General features: G+C 47.9%; 16 protein-coding genes and 1 pseudogene. 10 read left to right on the plus strand and 7 right to left on the minus strand.

Annotated elements, in window-relative coordinates; all coding sequences use genetic code 11:
• Positions 1-170 precede the first annotated feature (170 nt).
• From EBB54_RS05435 to EBB54_RS05445, 3 genes are all read left to right on the plus strand, one after another.
• A complete protein-coding gene (locus tag EBB54_RS05435) occupies positions 171-902 on the plus strand; it encodes a LytR/AlgR family response regulator transcription factor (protein ID WP_125126667.1) in 732 nt (243 codons plus the stop codon).
• Entirely contained in the window at positions 899-2,272 is a 1,374-nt protein-coding gene (locus EBB54_RS05440; RefSeq protein ID WP_125126668.1) for a sensor histidine kinase, read from the plus strand. Before EBB54_RS05435 ends, EBB54_RS05440 begins: the two co-directional genes overlap by 4 nt.
• Positions 2,273-2,341: 69 nt before the next feature.
• Positions 2,342-2,971, plus strand: coding sequence for a hypothetical protein (locus EBB54_RS05445; protein ID WP_125126669.1), 630 nt, complete (start codon positions 2,342-2,344; stop codon positions 2,969-2,971).
• Positions 2,972-3,007: 36 nt separating this feature from the next.
• Here the strand turns inward: EBB54_RS05445 and EBB54_RS05450 are convergent, their stop codons facing one another.
• The 6 genes from EBB54_RS05450 to EBB54_RS05475 form a co-directional block, all read right to left on the minus strand.
• Positions 3,008-3,739 (minus strand): ABC transporter permease, encoded by a 732-nt coding sequence (locus EBB54_RS05450; RefSeq protein WP_004069061.1) that lies wholly within the window; start codon positions 3,737-3,739, stop codon positions 3,008-3,010.
• A 3-nt stretch (positions 3,740-3,742) separates the two neighbouring features.
• Positions 3,743-4,501, minus strand: coding sequence for an ABC transporter permease (locus tag EBB54_RS05455; RefSeq protein ID WP_162307091.1), 759 nt, complete (start codon positions 4,499-4,501; stop codon positions 3,743-3,745).
• 51 nt (positions 4,502-4,552) lie between these two features.
• Positions 4,553-5,473: an ATP-binding cassette domain-containing protein gene (locus tag EBB54_RS05460; RefSeq protein ID WP_125126671.1), complete on the minus strand. Its 921-nt coding sequence runs from the start codon at positions 5,471-5,473 to the stop codon at positions 4,553-4,555.
• Positions 5,474-5,958: 485 nt separating this feature from the next.
• Complete coding sequence (locus tag EBB54_RS05470; protein ID WP_125126672.1) at positions 5,959-6,501, minus strand: Uma2 family endonuclease; 543 nt, start codon at positions 6,499-6,501, stop codon at positions 5,959-5,961.
• Between the two features lie 61 nt (positions 6,502-6,562).
• Positions 6,563-6,724: a hypothetical protein gene (locus EBB54_RS30070; RefSeq protein WP_154677773.1), complete on the minus strand. Its 162-nt coding sequence runs from the start codon at positions 6,722-6,724 to the stop codon at positions 6,563-6,565.
• Positions 6,725-6,817: 93 nt separating this feature from the next.
• Positions 6,818-7,294, minus strand: a complete 477-nt coding sequence (locus EBB54_RS05475; protein WP_243127539.1) for a helix-turn-helix domain-containing protein — start codon at positions 7,292-7,294, stop codon at positions 6,818-6,820.
• Between the two features lie 277 nt (positions 7,295-7,571).
• On the opposite strand from EBB54_RS05475, the gene EBB54_RS05480 reads away from it, so the two are divergent.
• The 5 genes and pseudogenes from EBB54_RS05480 (at position 7,572) to EBB54_RS05500 (ending at position 12,423) form a co-directional block, all read left to right on the plus strand.
• Positions 7,572-9,056, plus strand: a complete 1,485-nt coding sequence (locus EBB54_RS05480; protein WP_125126673.1) for a transposase — start codon at positions 7,572-7,574, stop codon at positions 9,054-9,056.
• Positions 9,057-9,508: 452 nt separating this feature from the next.
• Positions 9,509-10,231: a response regulator transcription factor gene (locus EBB54_RS05485; protein ID WP_125126674.1), complete on the plus strand. Its 723-nt coding sequence runs from the start codon at positions 9,509-9,511 to the stop codon at positions 10,229-10,231.
• 16 nt (positions 10,232-10,247) lie between these two features.
• Positions 10,248-11,642, plus strand: a complete 1,395-nt coding sequence (locus tag EBB54_RS05490; protein ID WP_162307092.1) for a sensor histidine kinase — start codon at positions 10,248-10,250, stop codon at positions 11,640-11,642.
• A 236-nt stretch (positions 11,643-11,878) separates the two neighbouring features.
• Positions 11,879-12,199 (plus strand): annotated as a pseudogene (locus EBB54_RS31830) (DUF4258 domain-containing protein).
• Entirely contained in the window at positions 12,199-12,423 is a 225-nt protein-coding gene (locus tag EBB54_RS05500) for a type II toxin-antitoxin system MqsA family antitoxin (protein ID WP_125126676.1), read from the plus strand. The pseudogene EBB54_RS31830 and the gene EBB54_RS05500 overlap by 1 nt, the downstream one beginning before the upstream one ends.
• 128 nt (positions 12,424-12,551) lie before the next feature.
• Here the strand turns inward: EBB54_RS05500 and EBB54_RS05505 are convergent, their stop codons facing one another.
• On the minus strand, positions 12,552-13,232 hold the full coding sequence (locus tag EBB54_RS05505; protein ID WP_125126677.1) for a dihydrofolate reductase family protein: 681 nt from the start codon (positions 13,230-13,232) through the stop codon (positions 12,552-12,554).
• 212 nt (positions 13,233-13,444) lie between these two features.
• Between EBB54_RS05505 and EBB54_RS05510 the strand changes: the two genes are divergently transcribed.
• A complete protein-coding gene (locus EBB54_RS05510; protein ID WP_162307093.1) occupies positions 13,445-14,101 on the plus strand; it encodes a TetR/AcrR family transcriptional regulator in 657 nt (218 codons plus the stop codon).
• 313 nt (positions 14,102-14,414) lie between these two features.
• On the plus strand, positions 14,415-15,890 hold the full coding sequence (locus tag EBB54_RS05515; protein WP_162307094.1) for an FAD-binding oxidoreductase: 1,476 nt from the start codon (positions 14,415-14,417) through the stop codon (positions 15,888-15,890).
• Positions 15,891-15,893 lie beyond the last annotated feature (3 nt).

Raw genomic sequence — 15,893 nt, forward strand, 5'->3', positions numbered from 1 at the left:
GTCTTTGACTTGTAAGAACTATCGTTTGGCAATATAATAAGAGTCAGCGAAAAGGGGGCGGTCAGACTCTGCCGTGCCAGTTGCGCCCTCAAACGGTCCGGTTACGCCGAACCGGTTTTCACCGGTGCAGATCTGACCGAATAAACAAACAGACATAGAGGAATAAAGATATGATAAAAACCGCGATTTGTGACGATGAAACAAAGACCCGCGCCTATCTCTCAGCCCTGATCCAGGCACAGCCCTACAGCTGCGAGATTATCGAATACGCATCCGCCGATGACTGCCTTGCGGACGGCTGCGGGATGGATCTGCTTTTTCTGGACATAGAACTGGGCCGGTCCGGCTCGGGCCAGGACGGGATGGCTCTGGCACAAAAGATCAGGGAACAGGATCTGGCAGCGCAGCCGGTCATTATTTTTGTAACCGGTTATGACCAATATGTATTCGACGCCTTTGACGTGGGCGCCTTCCAATACCTGCTAAAGCCGGTGGACGAGAAAAAGTTTGCCCAGGTATTTGCCAGGGCGGCAGCGCAGGTTTCAGCACGCAAAAACGCTCCACAGAAGGTCCGTACGCTTACGCTTCGGACCGGAAATGAAAATAAGGTCATACCCTGGGACAGCATTTATTACATTGAGAGCAGCAATCACAAGGTCGTGCTGCACCTCAAAGACGGAGAGTTTGCCTGCTACGCAAAAATCCGGGATCTGGAATCAGAACTGCAGGAGCAGTTTTTCCGCATCCACAAGGGGTATCTGGTGAACCTTTCCTATGTGTGCGGATACAGCAAATCAGAAGTGACATTGACGAATGAAGAAAAACTGCTGCTCTCAAAATATAAGTATCAGGATTTTGTAAAAACGTATCTCCGCTTCTTGAAAAAGGGGATGGATCTATGAGTGAAACAAAATTTTTGATGTTCAATCATGGGTATGCTTTTGCAGCAGAGTTTTTGTACGCTTCCTCACTGGCATTTTTTCTGCAGCCCTTTATGAGGATGGGGAGATACCGGTGGAGAAAAGGGGCGGCTGTCTTTGCCGCCTACCTGTTTCTGTCCTGGATCTGTGATCGGCTTGCCGCTCCCCGGGGGACGTTTGTCCTGACCGTGACCTTGCTGCTGACTGCAGGGGCCGGGGTGCTGGATCTGGAAAGGCCAAGGGCGTTCCTGCTGGGGCTTTTATACTGGGAGACCAGGGTGAACAGCGGTCTGATTGCAGACAGCCTGTATTTTGCCGCGGAGCAGGTTCTGCCGTGCCGGTCAGTGGCGCCGGAGGAAGTCTATCTGCAGACGGCGCTTAGGCTGACACTGCTTCTTCTGTCCCATGCCGCAATGTTTATCACGATGCTCTATGCGTTTTGCCGCCGATTGAAAAGGCGGCCCCTGCCCCTTGGACGGCTGGAGATATGCTATATCAGCCTGGTGCCGGCGGCGGGGATTTTGTTTGGACAGATCATAGCCGGACTGCTGTTTGAGATCAGGGACGGCGAGCTGCTTCAGCTTTATGAACGGCATCCGGCCTTTGTGGCGGCAGTGCCGATTTTGGCCCTGCTCTTTTATGCAGGCTCCTATCTCACCATACTGTTCCAGCAGGGGATGGCCGCGCTGCAGGAGGAACAGGCAGCCGGCTTCGTGGAACGGCAGCAGACCCGGGCGATCCGGGCGCGGATTCATGAAGCGGAACAATTTTACAGCCGCATCCGCCAGCTAAAACATGAAATGCGGGGACATTTGACCAATATCCAGGGGCTGGTGCAAAGCAAAGAGTACGCCGAAGTGGAGGAATATATCTCCCGGCTGGATGAGAGCATGAGCGGTTTTGAACTGACGCTTCGGACAGGGAATCCGGTGACAGACGTGATCATCAATGACAGGCGGAGACAATGCCAGGAAATGGGGATTCGTTTTCAGGTGGAATTTCATTATCCCCAGTCCGGACATTACGACGCCTTTGACGTAGGGATCATTCTTCAAAATCTCCTTCAGAACGCGCTGGAAGCCTGTGAAAAGGTACCCGAGAGCGAAAGGTTTCTCACACTGGCGGGAAAACGAAAAGGGAGTTTCTTCCTGATTGAGGTCAGAAATTCCTTTTCAGGGGAGATCGCCTTCGGACGGGACGGACTGCCTGAAACAGCCAAAAAAGCGGATGCTCCCATGCACGGGATCGGCCTGTCCAATGTGCGGCGGATTGCGGAGAAATACATGGGAGAGATGGAGATCAGCCTGGAGGACCGGGTATTCAGGATCACGGTCATGGTGCAGGAGACATAGACAGTAAAGCAGGAGATATAGACAGTAAAAAGGAAGCATCAAAAACAGGATAACAGGAGGGAATGCAAAATGTTTATTTCAGGATTGGGCAATGTATATGGAAATCAAGCCGAAGCAAAAACGTTTGGCGTAAAGGCTTCGGAAAAAACGGAGACAGGAGAAACCAGGGCAATCACGGAAAAAGACGGCCGGGAGAATTCCGGTCAGCGGGAAGACAGCCTGGAAATCTCACTGGAAGGGCGTCTGGCTGCCGCAGAAGAGCAGGAAGCGTACTCCGGTTTTATCGCAGGGGAAGCAGAAGATTCAGGTATATCCGTGGGGCTGAATGTGAACGGTCCGGGCGAAGCAGGAGAAACGGAAGCGGAAGATTCGGGTGAAGCCGCAGAGCAAGGCGTGGATGGTCCGGATACATCCGAAAAGCAGGGCGGCAAGGTAGGCGTCAACGAGGGCAAACGGATGCGGCAGATCGCGGCGGCAAAAAGCCGGGGGCAGGTTCAGCAGGTGCTGGCATTGCTGCAGAAGGATCTTGCCGACTGCAAGGCCGGTCTGGAGAAGGGCTGGTGCGACGAAGCAGAGATCGCCAAAGTGGAAGCGCTGATCAGCAGGGCAGAAGCCCGCATGAGCCAGGTTCCCCAGGAGAACAGCCGGGAAAACGGACAGGGCGGCCTGGATGAGTTCGCGATGGCCTCGCTGATGTAAGCAACGCAGGTGCCGGAACAAAAAAGAATGTGGGGGCTAAGCCCTCACATCTTTCTTTTTCAGATACCAAATACTGATTCCGGTAAACAGCAGGAAGAACGCACACAGGCTGACCAGGAAGGGAATGGGGCCATGACGTAGGGAATCTTCCGATTTGTTGGCATTCATGCCAAGCAGCATGACGGAATAGGGCCAGTACATACTGTAGCCCTTATTGCTGATGATGAAACCCAGGATGCTGCCTGTCAGCGAAATGCCGATGGGTACCGAAAAGCTGCGGATCACCATGGATAACAAAAGCTGCAGTGTCCCCACAGCCGCTGCCGCTAACGTACCCCGGAGCAGCCAGACCAGGATCTGTCCCGGAATCATGCCGGGCAGGCCGCAGAGCTTCCCGCACAAAAAATACAGTACGCCGATCCAGAGCTGGGTCAGCAGTGTGACCCAATATACGACTGCCAATTTGGCCAGAAATACATTTCTTACGGGCACGGGATTGGTCATGAGTACGTTCCAGTTGTTATTCAGGTGTTCCAGCCGCCACAGGTAGGAGCAGTACAGCCCGATCAAAGGCGCATAAAACAGGCTGGAATAAAACAGGGTGATCTGGGTCCACAGCGAATACCACTCACGGGTCAGAACCCCCAGGTTGTTTTGGTAGTTGAAGGTGCCCATGACAGCAGGAATAAGCGGGATCAGGACGCAGGCCGCCCAGATGCAGGAGTGGCGGAGCTTCAGATTCTCGGCACGGATACATTTCAAAAGCATGATTTACACTTCCTTTCTCATAAAAATTCCTTTTTCAAACAGATAAAGCAGGATTCCCACGGCTGAAAACAACAGAAAACCGGGGAGGGGGAAATCCAGATACTGCATGTAATCGTTGTAGTCGGCGCCTTCTGGTACTTGTCCCCAGTTGATGCCGGACACCGAGAAGATGGAAAAATATCCCCATACAATGCACAGGTTGACGGCTCTGGGAAAATACATGGAGAACAGGCCAAGGAAGGAGCCTGCCAGTCCGGCGCAGAGGGGAAGAATCTGGTTGTCGGACATCAGGGAGAGCAGGTGCTGGAAGCTCAGCAGCACAGCCCCCACGGCGGAGACGGCAAGAAAATGCTCCCCGAAGGGCAGCAGCCGTACCGGCTCCGTGATGTGAAACAGTTTTCCAAGCAGCAGGATGACCAGAACCTCCCCAAAGGAAAAGAGAAGCAGGTATCTGGCCTCCGCCAGGAATTTTATGTCGTAAAAACGGCCGGTTTTTTCCAGTGTATAAAGAAGCTTTAAGGTATTGCCCTTGATCTCCATATCACAGAGCCGGCTCGCGGTCACAGCCAGCATCATCGGTACGAAGATGGCGTTCAGAAGGGAAATCTGATAGAACAGCCATTGATAACCCCTTGTCAGATCCTGGGCGGTGAAATGGAACATGGGGACGGATACCCACAGTGTAAGGACGGTTAAGAACCCCAGAGGGACGATCCAGACCTTCCGGCAGCGCTGTTTCTGTATCTCTGCTTTGTAAGCCAAACGAGTTTGTGACCAGGTTGTTTTCATAAAGAACTCCTTTCCAAATGGATTTTATAGTGAAGCCTGCTTTTCCGTCAGTTTCAGGAAGATTTCTTCCAGGCTCATCTGCATTTCCTCCAGTCTCAGGACGCCGATCTCCTGCTCCGCCAGAAGGCGTCCGCACTGCAGCACTCGGGAATCCTCTGTAGAATGCAGGAAAAGCCCGTGCCCGTCCTTGTCTGCCGCCACCGGGAGCTGTGCGTTTTTCAGGACGCAAAAGGCCCGCCCGTTGTCGGTGGTGCGGAGGCGGATTCTGGCGCGGCTGTGGCGGTGCAGGCTTTCCAGGCTGCCCTGGAAGATGAGGGCTCCCTTTTCAATGATCCCGACATGGGTCGCCATCTGGTCGATCTCACTGAGCAAATGGCTGGATACCAGGATGGTCATTCCATATTTTCCAGGGAGGGAGCAGATCAGCTCGCGCATTTCCTGGATTCCGGCCGGGTCCAGCCCGTTGGTGGGTTCATCCAGAAGAAGGAGCCTTGGATGCCCCAGCAGGGCGGCGGCCAGCCCAAGGCGCTGCTTCATCCCCAGAGAAAAATGTTTGACTTTTTTGTCCTGCTGCTTTTCCAGGCGGACGATCCGCAGTACGCTGTCAATGCCCGTTTCCGGGACATTTTTTAAGGTGCAGACGATCTGCAGGTTTTCCCGGGCGCTTAAGTGGCCGTAGTAGGCGGGGGACTCGATCAGGGAGCCGGTGTTTTTTAAAAGCTCCAGCCGGTTTTCTTCGAGTACCGGCTTCCCCAGGATGAAGATGGAGCCGGCGGTGGGTTTGACCAGGCCCAGCAGCATCTTCATGGTGGTGGATTTTCCCGCCCCGTTGGGACCTAAGAAACCGTAGATGCTGCCCGGGGGGACCTTAAGCGTCAGATCTCGGACGACAGGTTTTGAGCCGTAATTTTTTGTCAGTGCCTGGGTGGTGATGATATGTTCCATAGTGGATTGCTCCTTTCCAAAACGATTGTTTTTTTCTGCCTGGCCGGGGGATTGTTCCCCGGCGCAGTTTCTATCATACAGGAGCAGGCTTATGGGGCGATGAATACAGCCTTATTTTTACCTTAAATTTGCTACGAAAAAAGCCCGTATTTACGGGCCTTTTGGATAAATTTGTCACTAACGTGTCGCTGACGTAAACGAATTTATGTACTGTTTTTCTCTGGAATTTTAATCTTTTCAATCTCTTTTCGGAGTTCCTCAACTGTCCTGTGTCCATAGACCTTATTTGTAATATCTTGGAAAGCATGTCTAAGCATACGCTTCCGATCATTTTCATCCTTCCTGAAAAAAAGGTATAAAAATAACAGCCTGTCTATTGCAGGCCGTCACCAAAGATGATACAATACGTGTGAGCTAAATTTTGATTGTACATCTTTGGATGTATCCGAAAGCCGTTCGGTGCTGGCAACACCGGACGGTTTTTACTATAATAAATCAGTAATTTTGATGGTCAAACCATCAAATATATAAACTGGTATTTCATCATCGAAAGAGAATAAATCCGAGTCCTCTTCATCTCCAAAAATGTAAGTCTGAACAGCTTTTTTCATTGGGTTGACAATCCAGTATTCCCGAACACCAGCAGTGCGGTATTTGAATAATTTGATAGCATAGTCATTTTTAGAACTACTTGGAGAGACAATCTCTATGATCCAGTCTGGAGCCCCTTCACATCCACGATCTGACAGCTTATCTTTATCACATATGACGGAGATATCCGGCTCTACCCACACTTTATCATTCGCAGTAAGATTAACTGCGAATGGGGAAGGATAAACCTTGCAATCTCCTCTAAGATCTTTGATGTACTGTCGGATTGTTGTGGAAAGTTCCATAACTAATTCCAGGTGGATTCGGTTCGGCGGAGCCATGGCGTACAGCTTCCCATCAATCAGCTCCGCACGCTGGCCGTCTGGAAGGTTCCAATAATCTTCTGATGTATAAACTTGTTTATGTGGTAATGGCATAATATCGCTCCTTTCATGAATTTGGGCGGTAATATTTATTGCAAATTATATACTTTCTCACCTAACACGACATATTGTTCATTTCTGTATATTTTTCGTCTTGCGGTGCCATTGCTGCGTCAAGGCTGTCAATAGTAATTCCTTGCACGTATGCCAGTATATATCCCATTTTATAATCAGGTACAGTATCTAATAATTGGACGATTTTTTCTTTATTACTCATATAAACTCCTTTCAATTTACGTTTACATTTCAATACTTTCCTACCACTTTACCCATACAGACAATGTTATCATATTCAGAAATTATGATATTATCAGCGTCCGGGTTCCATGAGATCAGCTCCGTCTGATGCGCTGTGGTGGTACTCTATGAGCCGGGTGCTGTCCTCCAGACGGGGCTGGATGTCTATAACGGCGGCTTGGGAGGTTTCTAGTTCCTCTATACGGTCTTTTTGTTTCTCTAACTGTTCAGCTATAGCATATTCATTCTCTAACACTGCGTTAATTGTTTTTGCACCACTTGGAGAATGTTCAGTTATGTAACGATATTTTTTAACGAGTTTTAATTCTGAAATAGATACCTCATCCTCTGGAATTGTAGCTTGTAAAAAATACGAAGCGGTCACATGTAAAATTCCGCAAATATATGAAAGAGTATCTAAGTCAGGTTTACTCACATTGTTTTCCCAGTTGCTTATAGTGTTTCCCGTGGTATTAAGTTTCTTTGCCAATTCTGATTGTTTTAATCCGGATTCTATTCGTGCGGCTTTTAATTTCTCACCAAAAGTCATTGATTTCACCTCTCTTTGTATCCAAAGAGTACTCTCGGAAACTCACAGCCCTTGAAATCACTGCGTTTCCAGAGTTCCCTTATTTTTCTTCACCTCCACTTTTCAGTGGGGGCTTACATTTTTTATATTTTTATCAAAAAATTCCCAAATTCCTATTGACAAATCTGCCAGTTTGTGCGGCCGCGTTATTCATTGCAAAAAAATGCAATGAATAACGCGGCCCTTTGGTTAAGAAGAACTATCCACTTTTCAACCATACCAAAGGAGGACACATATTATGTTAATTCACTGGCAGTCCCATCAGGAATATCTGGCTTTCCTGCATGAGACAAAAGTACATCTTGACTCTTCCCAACGCATAAGGCTTCATTCTGAATTTGCCGCTGTCCGGGAAAAACTGCGGATTCTTAATCTGGATCCGGTTATGGAGGATCTCTCCCAGTTCTATTCCCACACCGGACGGCCCGCTATCAACCAGGTGCAGATCATTCGCTCCCTTATCCTCATGGTGATGCTTCGCTTTACCAGCCTTACCGCCTGGGTTGAAAAACTCAAAGCCGACAGCCTCCTTGCTGTCCTGGCTGGCTTTGCCCCCGCATCCCTCGCCCCGCTGGGTTCTTACTTCGACCTGATGGACAGGCTCTGGTCTCAGCCAACAGCTTTGCAGAAGACGGGACGCAAAGATCTCTTTCCCGCACACAACAATAAAAAGCCTTCCAGGAAACCCGGCAAAGGGAAAAAGCTTCCTAATAAGCATTCTGGGATTACCGATACCCTGGCCACTTATGCCCTGAACCATGATTCGTTCCCTTTTCATTATGAAGAACGGCTCCAACAGTTTTTCCGGCTTGCAGCCCTCATCCCTTCCTTACGGGACGGGCTTTTCCCCGCTGACGGCGTTACCCTTTCCGGCGATGGCACCTGTGTCCATTCCCATTCCTCCCCTTACGGGCATAAAGTCTGCAAATGTAGGGAGAATGGAATCCAGCACTGCTCCTGCAGGCGCCATTTCTCTGATCCCGATGCTGACTGGGGCTGGGACAGCGATGAAGAGGTCTTTTATTTCGGCCACACCCTTTACATGCTCTGTTCCCATAATCCGGACATTGGCATTGACCTGCCCCTGCATATCCGTTTCCTGAATGCCAGGCGGCACGACAGTGTAAGCGCCATTGTTTCCCTCCGTGAATTTAAAACGGTCAATCCGGATATCCCCATCCGGGATCTCTGCCTGGATTCCGCACATGACAACTATCCCACCTATGGCCTCTGCCAGGAATGGGACATCCGGCCTTTCATTGACCTGAACACAAACCGCGGCAGGCCGACTTCCATTCCGGACTCCCTCTCGATTGACCAGGATGGCACGCCCCTATGCATGGCTGGCTACCGCATGGTCAACTGGGGATACATCAAACAAAAACATTCCCGGAAATGGCGCTGCCCTTTTGCCTGTGGCAAGGTGGATTCCTGTCCATGTAAAGAAAAATGTTCTCCTTCTGCTTATGGCCGATGCGTCTACACGAAGCCGGAATGGGATATCCGCCTTTATCCCCCCGTCGCGCGGGGCACGGATGAATACCAAAAGATTTACAACAACCGGACTTCCTGCGAAAGGGTAAACAACCGGGTTCTGAATGACTACCATCTCCATGATATGGGAATCCATACCAGAAAACGGTATTCTTTTTTCACCATGGTCATCTGCATCAACATCCATCTGGATGCCCGGCTGAAGAAACGGCAGAAACTGGCTACATAAATCTGCTTTCCATTTCTATCTGTATTTTTCAAAAACCTGCCATAAGGGAGGTCTTAAAGTCATGCCCTCTATTGATAAACTCCGCCACAATATCAGGCACGCTGTTTCTCTGTCTGCTTTTTCTCCAAATCTGATACACAGAATCCGCTATTTTTTTCTCTGTACAGTAACTTTCCGAGACCACTCATCCAAATAGTACAATATTATTTAGAAAATGTAAATGTAAAATCACAAAATTCTTGAGATTTATCTTGCAGACAAAGGGATTACGCAAATTTTTTTATCAAATCTGGAAGCAATTTATCCAATTCTTTATGCGAGATAGAAATGGAATGATTGTTTTTTAAAATTACCTTAATTTTTCGGACCGCATCTGGAAACTGGGAAAAAAACATCTTATAATGAAAAAAGCACCATAGCGCGTATCAACCGCAATTAAGGAGGGAATCAAAATGAACCTGTACGACAGCAAAATTCTTTTGGTAGACGACAACCGGGAACTGGCGGCAATGATTCAAAATATCCTGCGCAGGAGCGGTTACATCCATGTAGACTGTGCGGAGTCCTGCGTGGAAGGACTGCGGAAATTCTGCCTGGAGGAGCCCCAGCTTGTGATCCTGGACATCATGCTGCCGGACGGGGACGGGTTTTCCTTATTCCGAAAAATGAGGGAAAAGGCGGAGACGCCGATCCTGTTTTTATCTGCAAAGGATGAGGACAACGACCGGCTGTTCGGTCTCGGCCTGGGTGCGGACGACTACATCACAAAACCATTTTTGTCCCAGGAGCTGATCCTGCGGGTAGGGGCAGTTTTGAAGCGGGCTTACTTTATGCCGGGAAAAACGGGGCCGGGGAGTGCGGAGGAAGAGCCCGTTCTCAAACTGGGCGGGCACGAGATTTCGTTTTCCAATGCATCGGTGGTATACGGCAAAAAGACCCTTTCGCTGACGGCAAAGGAGCTGCAGATTCTGAAAAAGCTGAACGAAAACCGGGGAAAGATTGTCACATTTGACGCGCTATGCATGGCCGTATGGGGGGATGCTTATTACGGATACGAGAATACGCTGATGGTCCATATCCGGCATCTGCGGGAGAAGATCGAAGACGATCCCTCATCGCCCAAATGGCTTTTGACTGCCAGAGGACTTGGATATCGTCTGAAAAAAGAGGATTAGAGATATGAAAAGCCTTATGAAGATTATCAGGAGATATGTGGTCAGCGCCGCGGTTCTGGCTCTGGCCGTAGCGCTTTTTAACATAGGAGTGCTGTTTTTTATAGGATTTCAGGCCGTTCAGAGATTTGGCGAGAGCCGCATGGGCGCGGGGGAGCAGTTGGAAAATGTGGCTGCACAGTTCACGGTATCAGCCCATGGAACCATGGAAAACAGGGCGCGGTATCAGCTTTCCGAAGAAGGGTACGCTTACCTGGAAGAGTACCATTTCCTGTGGTCCATGCTTCTGGACGAAGGCGGAAATGTGGTGTGGAGCTGGAGACTTCCCGGGGAACTCCCAGGCTCCTACGGACTGGCAGATGTTGCCAAGTTCAGCCGCTGGTATCTGATGGATTATCCGGTCCGTGTGTGGGAGATGGACGGGATGCTGCTTGTATCCGGGTATGGAAAGGAGCACGCGGTAAAGATCAGCCTGATGTATCCTTTGAACCAGATCCGTTCCATTCCCCAATATCTGTCCGTCATTGTGGGAATGAACGTGGCGCTGTTTCTGGCGCTGTCCCTCTGGTTCGCGTACCGTTTTTACTACTCCCTGCGCCCGGTCTGCGCCGGGATTGACGCGCTTGCGGAAAAGACTCCGGTATTATTGGCGGAGAAAGGGACGACTGCAGAGCTGGCAGCCAGGCTGAACCAGGCGTCCAGAATCCTGGAAAAACAGGATCAGAAGCTTATGCAGAGGGATGACGCGAGGACAAGCTGGATCGCCGGGGTTTCCCACGACATCCGCACGCCGCTGGCGCTGATCATGGGCTATTCGGAGGCGCTCACAGAAAATCCAAAGCTGGGGGAGGAACCCCGCGGACAGGCCGAAGCCATCCGAAAGCAGAGCCTTTTGATCCGGCAGCTTATTGAAGATCTGAACCTCACATCCAAGCTGGAATACCACGCCCAGCCCCTGCGCATGCAGGAATACTGCCCGGCAGTCCTGCTCCGGGAGACGGTGGCAGAGTACTACAATGAAGGTCTGGACGAAAGATACGAGATCACGGTTCAGGCAGCGCACCAGACAGAGCGGATTCGGCAGCAGGGGGATGTCCCCCTCTTAAAGCGTGTGCTCCGCAATGTGATCGGAAATAGCATCCGGCACAATCCGGAAGGCTGTCGGATCATGCTTCAGCTTTCAGAGGACATGGGATGGATCGTTTGGCGGCTTTGGGATTCCGGGCCTGGAATCCCGGAAAAGGTGGTGGATGCTCTGGAGGGGGAAGCCAGCGGGCCAGGGGAAGAGGTTCATGTCATGGGACTTCGGATCGTCCGGCAGATCATCACAGCCCATGGAGGGCACGCGGATTTTGTGAGAAATGAAGAGGGGAGTTATGGGGTGGAATTTGTGATGCCGGTGGAATTTGGCTGACAGGTATACCCAGTGGGCCTGTTATGGCCATAATGGGGTGCCCTTGGGTATAATTATTGAGAAAGATACTTGCGAAATCATTCTGGATGTGTAATGATATAGTAGATACGAAATTACGATGTTGTAGTGATATTTTTCTATTCGTTCGGCTAAATTTTGCTGGCTTGAGGTTTGAAAGTAGCGTATTACATTAACTGTAGTGACTGAATGAATACAAAAATAGAAAGGTTTATTACATGGAATTATGTATTGAAAAACTGCGCAAAATATGTACAATTGAAAATATAGAAATAACTTTACATGCTGCAAAACGTCTGGAGCAACGGGGGATTTTACTTAAGGATATCATAGAATGTATAAAAAATGGATAAATCATAGAGCAATATCCAGATGATTATCCATTTCCAAGCTGCCTTATTTTGGGAATATCTTGTATACAAAATGAGCTTCATGTTGTTGTAGGCAGCAATAGGGTTACTTTATGGATTGTAACTGCATATTTCCCCGATTTACAGAAATGGGAGAGTGATTTAAAAACCAGGAAGGAGAAGGGCTGATGAATTGCTTTACATGTAAAGGAAATGTTGAAAAGTCTACAACTTCATATATGACAGAACATAATGGCTGTTTTATTATTATCAAAAATGTACCTTGCTCCAAATGTACACAGTGTGGGGAAGAATACCTTAACGGAGCTGTTCTTCAAAAGATAGAAGATATTTTGGAAAGGGTAAAAAACGCGCTGACAGAAATTGCAGTTGTGGATTATAACGCTGCCTGATTATAAAAGAATATTCGCTGACAGGTTTTACTGACGGTAGGAAAACGCAGCGTTTCATGTTGTTTCAACTGGCCGCCATCGCGGCCAGAAATATAAGGCAGAAAATATCCGCAAACCAGAAGAACTGATCAGTGAATGACCTCATAACGCAGCCGCAAATATGAGTTCTCCAAAATCACACATTCCTGCAGTTTCAGAACGCCTAATTTTGACAATTCGCTTTGTGAGTACAAAGAGTTCCCATCAATTAAAGTAGATGTATCTTTGCCGCCAATCAGAACCGGAGCAACAACAATATCGACATAATCAAACAGTTTTTCGTGAAGAAATAAGCCGTTTAGCGTTCCGCCGGTCTGCACCGTTAATCGTTCGCAGCCATATTCTGATTTGAGCTTTCTAAGCGCGTCTTCCAGCGATAATTCTTTTTGATAGATGATATGAAGATTATCTTCCTTTATTTGAAATGCCGGGTGTTCTGCATTTGACGTAATCAACACAAACTTTTTTGATAAAGCGCAAAAATATTGTATACCATGTTCATCCAAATGCCTGTTATCTATTACCACAAAAGATACCGGCGTTTTATTCGGCATTTTTTTTGTATTGACCCCCATTTTGGCCTGAACCCGGCCAGAATTGATCGACCACAAATCTGTCGTTTGCTCGATTTCATAGTATTGGTGCAAGCCTTCTCTAACCCCTGCGATTTTGGGGAAATCTTTGTCCACATCTAAATCGTCCACTGCGCCGGTGCTTATTTTTCCGTCAACCGACATCAGCATAAACAATGTTGTAATAGGTCTGTCCATTTTATCACTCCTCGTATCATAAGTTTGCTGCTGTTTTATTATATATCCTTTTCGCCCAAAATAAAAGAGGCTTCTATACTAACGTTCGTTGTTCGGAGCCGTGTGAACAGTAACCGGCATCCGAGTCTTTGATGCGTGACAGCACCGTTTTTCTTGCAAAAAACCCCAAAAATCAGTATAATTGTTATAATATTGATGAAGGGGTGCAGAATATGAAACATTCAGAAGAATCTACATATGAAAGGATTCTGGCTGCGGCAGCGAAATTATTTGCAAAAGAAGGATACGCCGGTACAACAACCAGGCAGATCGTGGCGGAAGCAAACGCCAGCCTTGCCTCGCTGCAGCTTCATTTCAAGTCAAAAGAAAATCTATATTACGCGGTAGTGGAAAAAACGACAAAGTTTTTTTATACCGCGAACGCATCCATTTTAGATGAAATTAATGAAACGGATAAACGGGGACTGCTGGATAAAGAGACGGCGTGGAATTTACTTGTCCAGTTAACCGCAAAAATGGTAGAATGGGCATTCTGTGATGAGTATAGATATGAAATATTATTGATTCAGCGGGAACTGCAGAATCCGAGTGAAGTATTTGAACAATTGCCGGATTCACTTTATGATATGTTCTATTATTATGAAAAATTATTAAAAATGCTTGTAGATGTAAAGAATGATTTTGAGATAAAATCTGTATGCTTCAGCGTTGTAATGACACTTTTTGACCATTCAAATTATCCGCGGGTTTTGGGCCGCGTGCTTGGATGTGATGTTGAGCTTCCGGAGAATAAGGAACGGGTAAAAGTATACGTGAAAAATTTTATGCTGTCTGCAATACGCACAAATCTGGACAGGTGGAACAAGTAGTGCAGATGGTTCGATTATGAACGCGCTGCAGCCGGTATAGTGACGAGACAGGGAGCTGCTGCAAAATAAAAATTATATATGATTTATGGATGCGCTTTATTTGAGCCGGATGCCATATTTCGTATATAGCGGTTATTTTGCAGCAGCTCCTTTTTTGCGGCATACGTATGATGAGTTACTGTTTACACCAACCATGGTGAATCAAATGATATCCAAAAATAATTTGGAACATTGACGTTTTTTTGGAATTGTGATATTCTATAAAAACAGAATGAATCAATTGATTCACATAATGAAAAGGAGGAGATTGCATATGAGTATATTGGAAGGGCTACGAGCAATCGTAGGCAATGAACATGCGACAGATATTCCGGAAATATGCAGGTCATATGCCTATAGTACGTCTTTTACCGCAAGGTATGAGCACATTCCTGATTTTGTTGTGCAGCCTCAAAGTACAGAACAGGTATCAGAAATACTGAAATTTGCCAATGCACATCATATCCCGGTCACGCCGAAAGGCTTAGTATCCGGGGGAGGATACGGCGGACCCTTTTACGGGGGCATTTTATTGGATCTGCTTTATATGGATAAAGTGATAAAGGTAGATCCGGTAGATATGAAAGCGGTAGCAGAAGCCGGATGCAGCTTTTTCAAGCTGTCCCAGGAGATATTCAAGCAGGGAATGATGATTCCCACGACGCAGTATACATGCGGCCCGAATGCTGCAGCCTCATTGATCACTCCGGCCATTGCATTCGGCAAAACCAGATATGGAAGGAACTGCGAGCTGGTAGACGGCATTGAGGTAGTGCTGCCGACAGGTGAAATCTGCCGGCTTGGTTCCCTGGCATATGATGATACAGAGTTCGGGCCATATACAAAATATATCTGCGGTCCGGATTTGATCGGATTATATATTATGTCAAACGGCGCTTTCGGCATTGTGACCAAAGTTGCTTACGGATGCCAGAAACGGCCTCCGGTCTGGTCGGGAGCCTCTTATTTCTGGAAAGAATCGGAAATAAAAGCCTGCTCGGAGTTTATGTCAGAGGCAACTGCAATGGAAGTATATGACATACATATGAATGACCGGTGGAAATATGATCTTCCGACCAGGGGAAAAGATGCGAAGAAAAAAATGCCGGGACTTCTTGATCTCCTTCCGGAAGACGCGTATTTCTTTATTGAGAGTACATTGACAGCGTTCAGCCAGGAGGAAATGGACGCAAAATTAAAGCAGATGGATGCACTGGCGGAAAAGTACGGCGGAGTTAAGATGGGAAATGAATTGGGCGGAGAATTTTTTGCAAAATGGCCGACCGTGCATTCGGTTCCCCACTTTTTCTGCCATTTGCTCGGCTCCGTGTACGAGATTGGTAAGTTTAACTATCAGTTTATTTTTGACAGCATCGTTTATCCTACATCAAAATTTGATATCGTATATCTGAAAATGAAGGAATTGTTTGAAAAATATGGGTTCTGGGGATATCCGGCCGTATCTGTCATTGACGCGTTTCCGATCAAAGGGCAGACTGTCTGCACCCAGACATGGACATATCTGAACACCAGGGATCAGGAAATGGTTGACCGGGTGTTCGCATTCCGCGAGGAGTTCCGCGAATGGTTTGGCTCCATGGGCGGCACCAATCAGATGACAGTCCCGCCGCTTGGACCGGATTATGAATGGAAAAATCAGCCGGGACATTATAAAATGCTGCAGAGATTTAAAGAGGCGCTTGATCCCAATCATATCTGCAGCCCGGCGACATTCGAGATGGAGGTGTAGAAA

It is taken from the genome of Schaedlerella arabinosiphila, assembly GCF_003885045.1.
GTDB lineage: Bacteria > Bacillota > Clostridia > Lachnospirales > Lachnospiraceae > Schaedlerella > Schaedlerella arabinosiphila.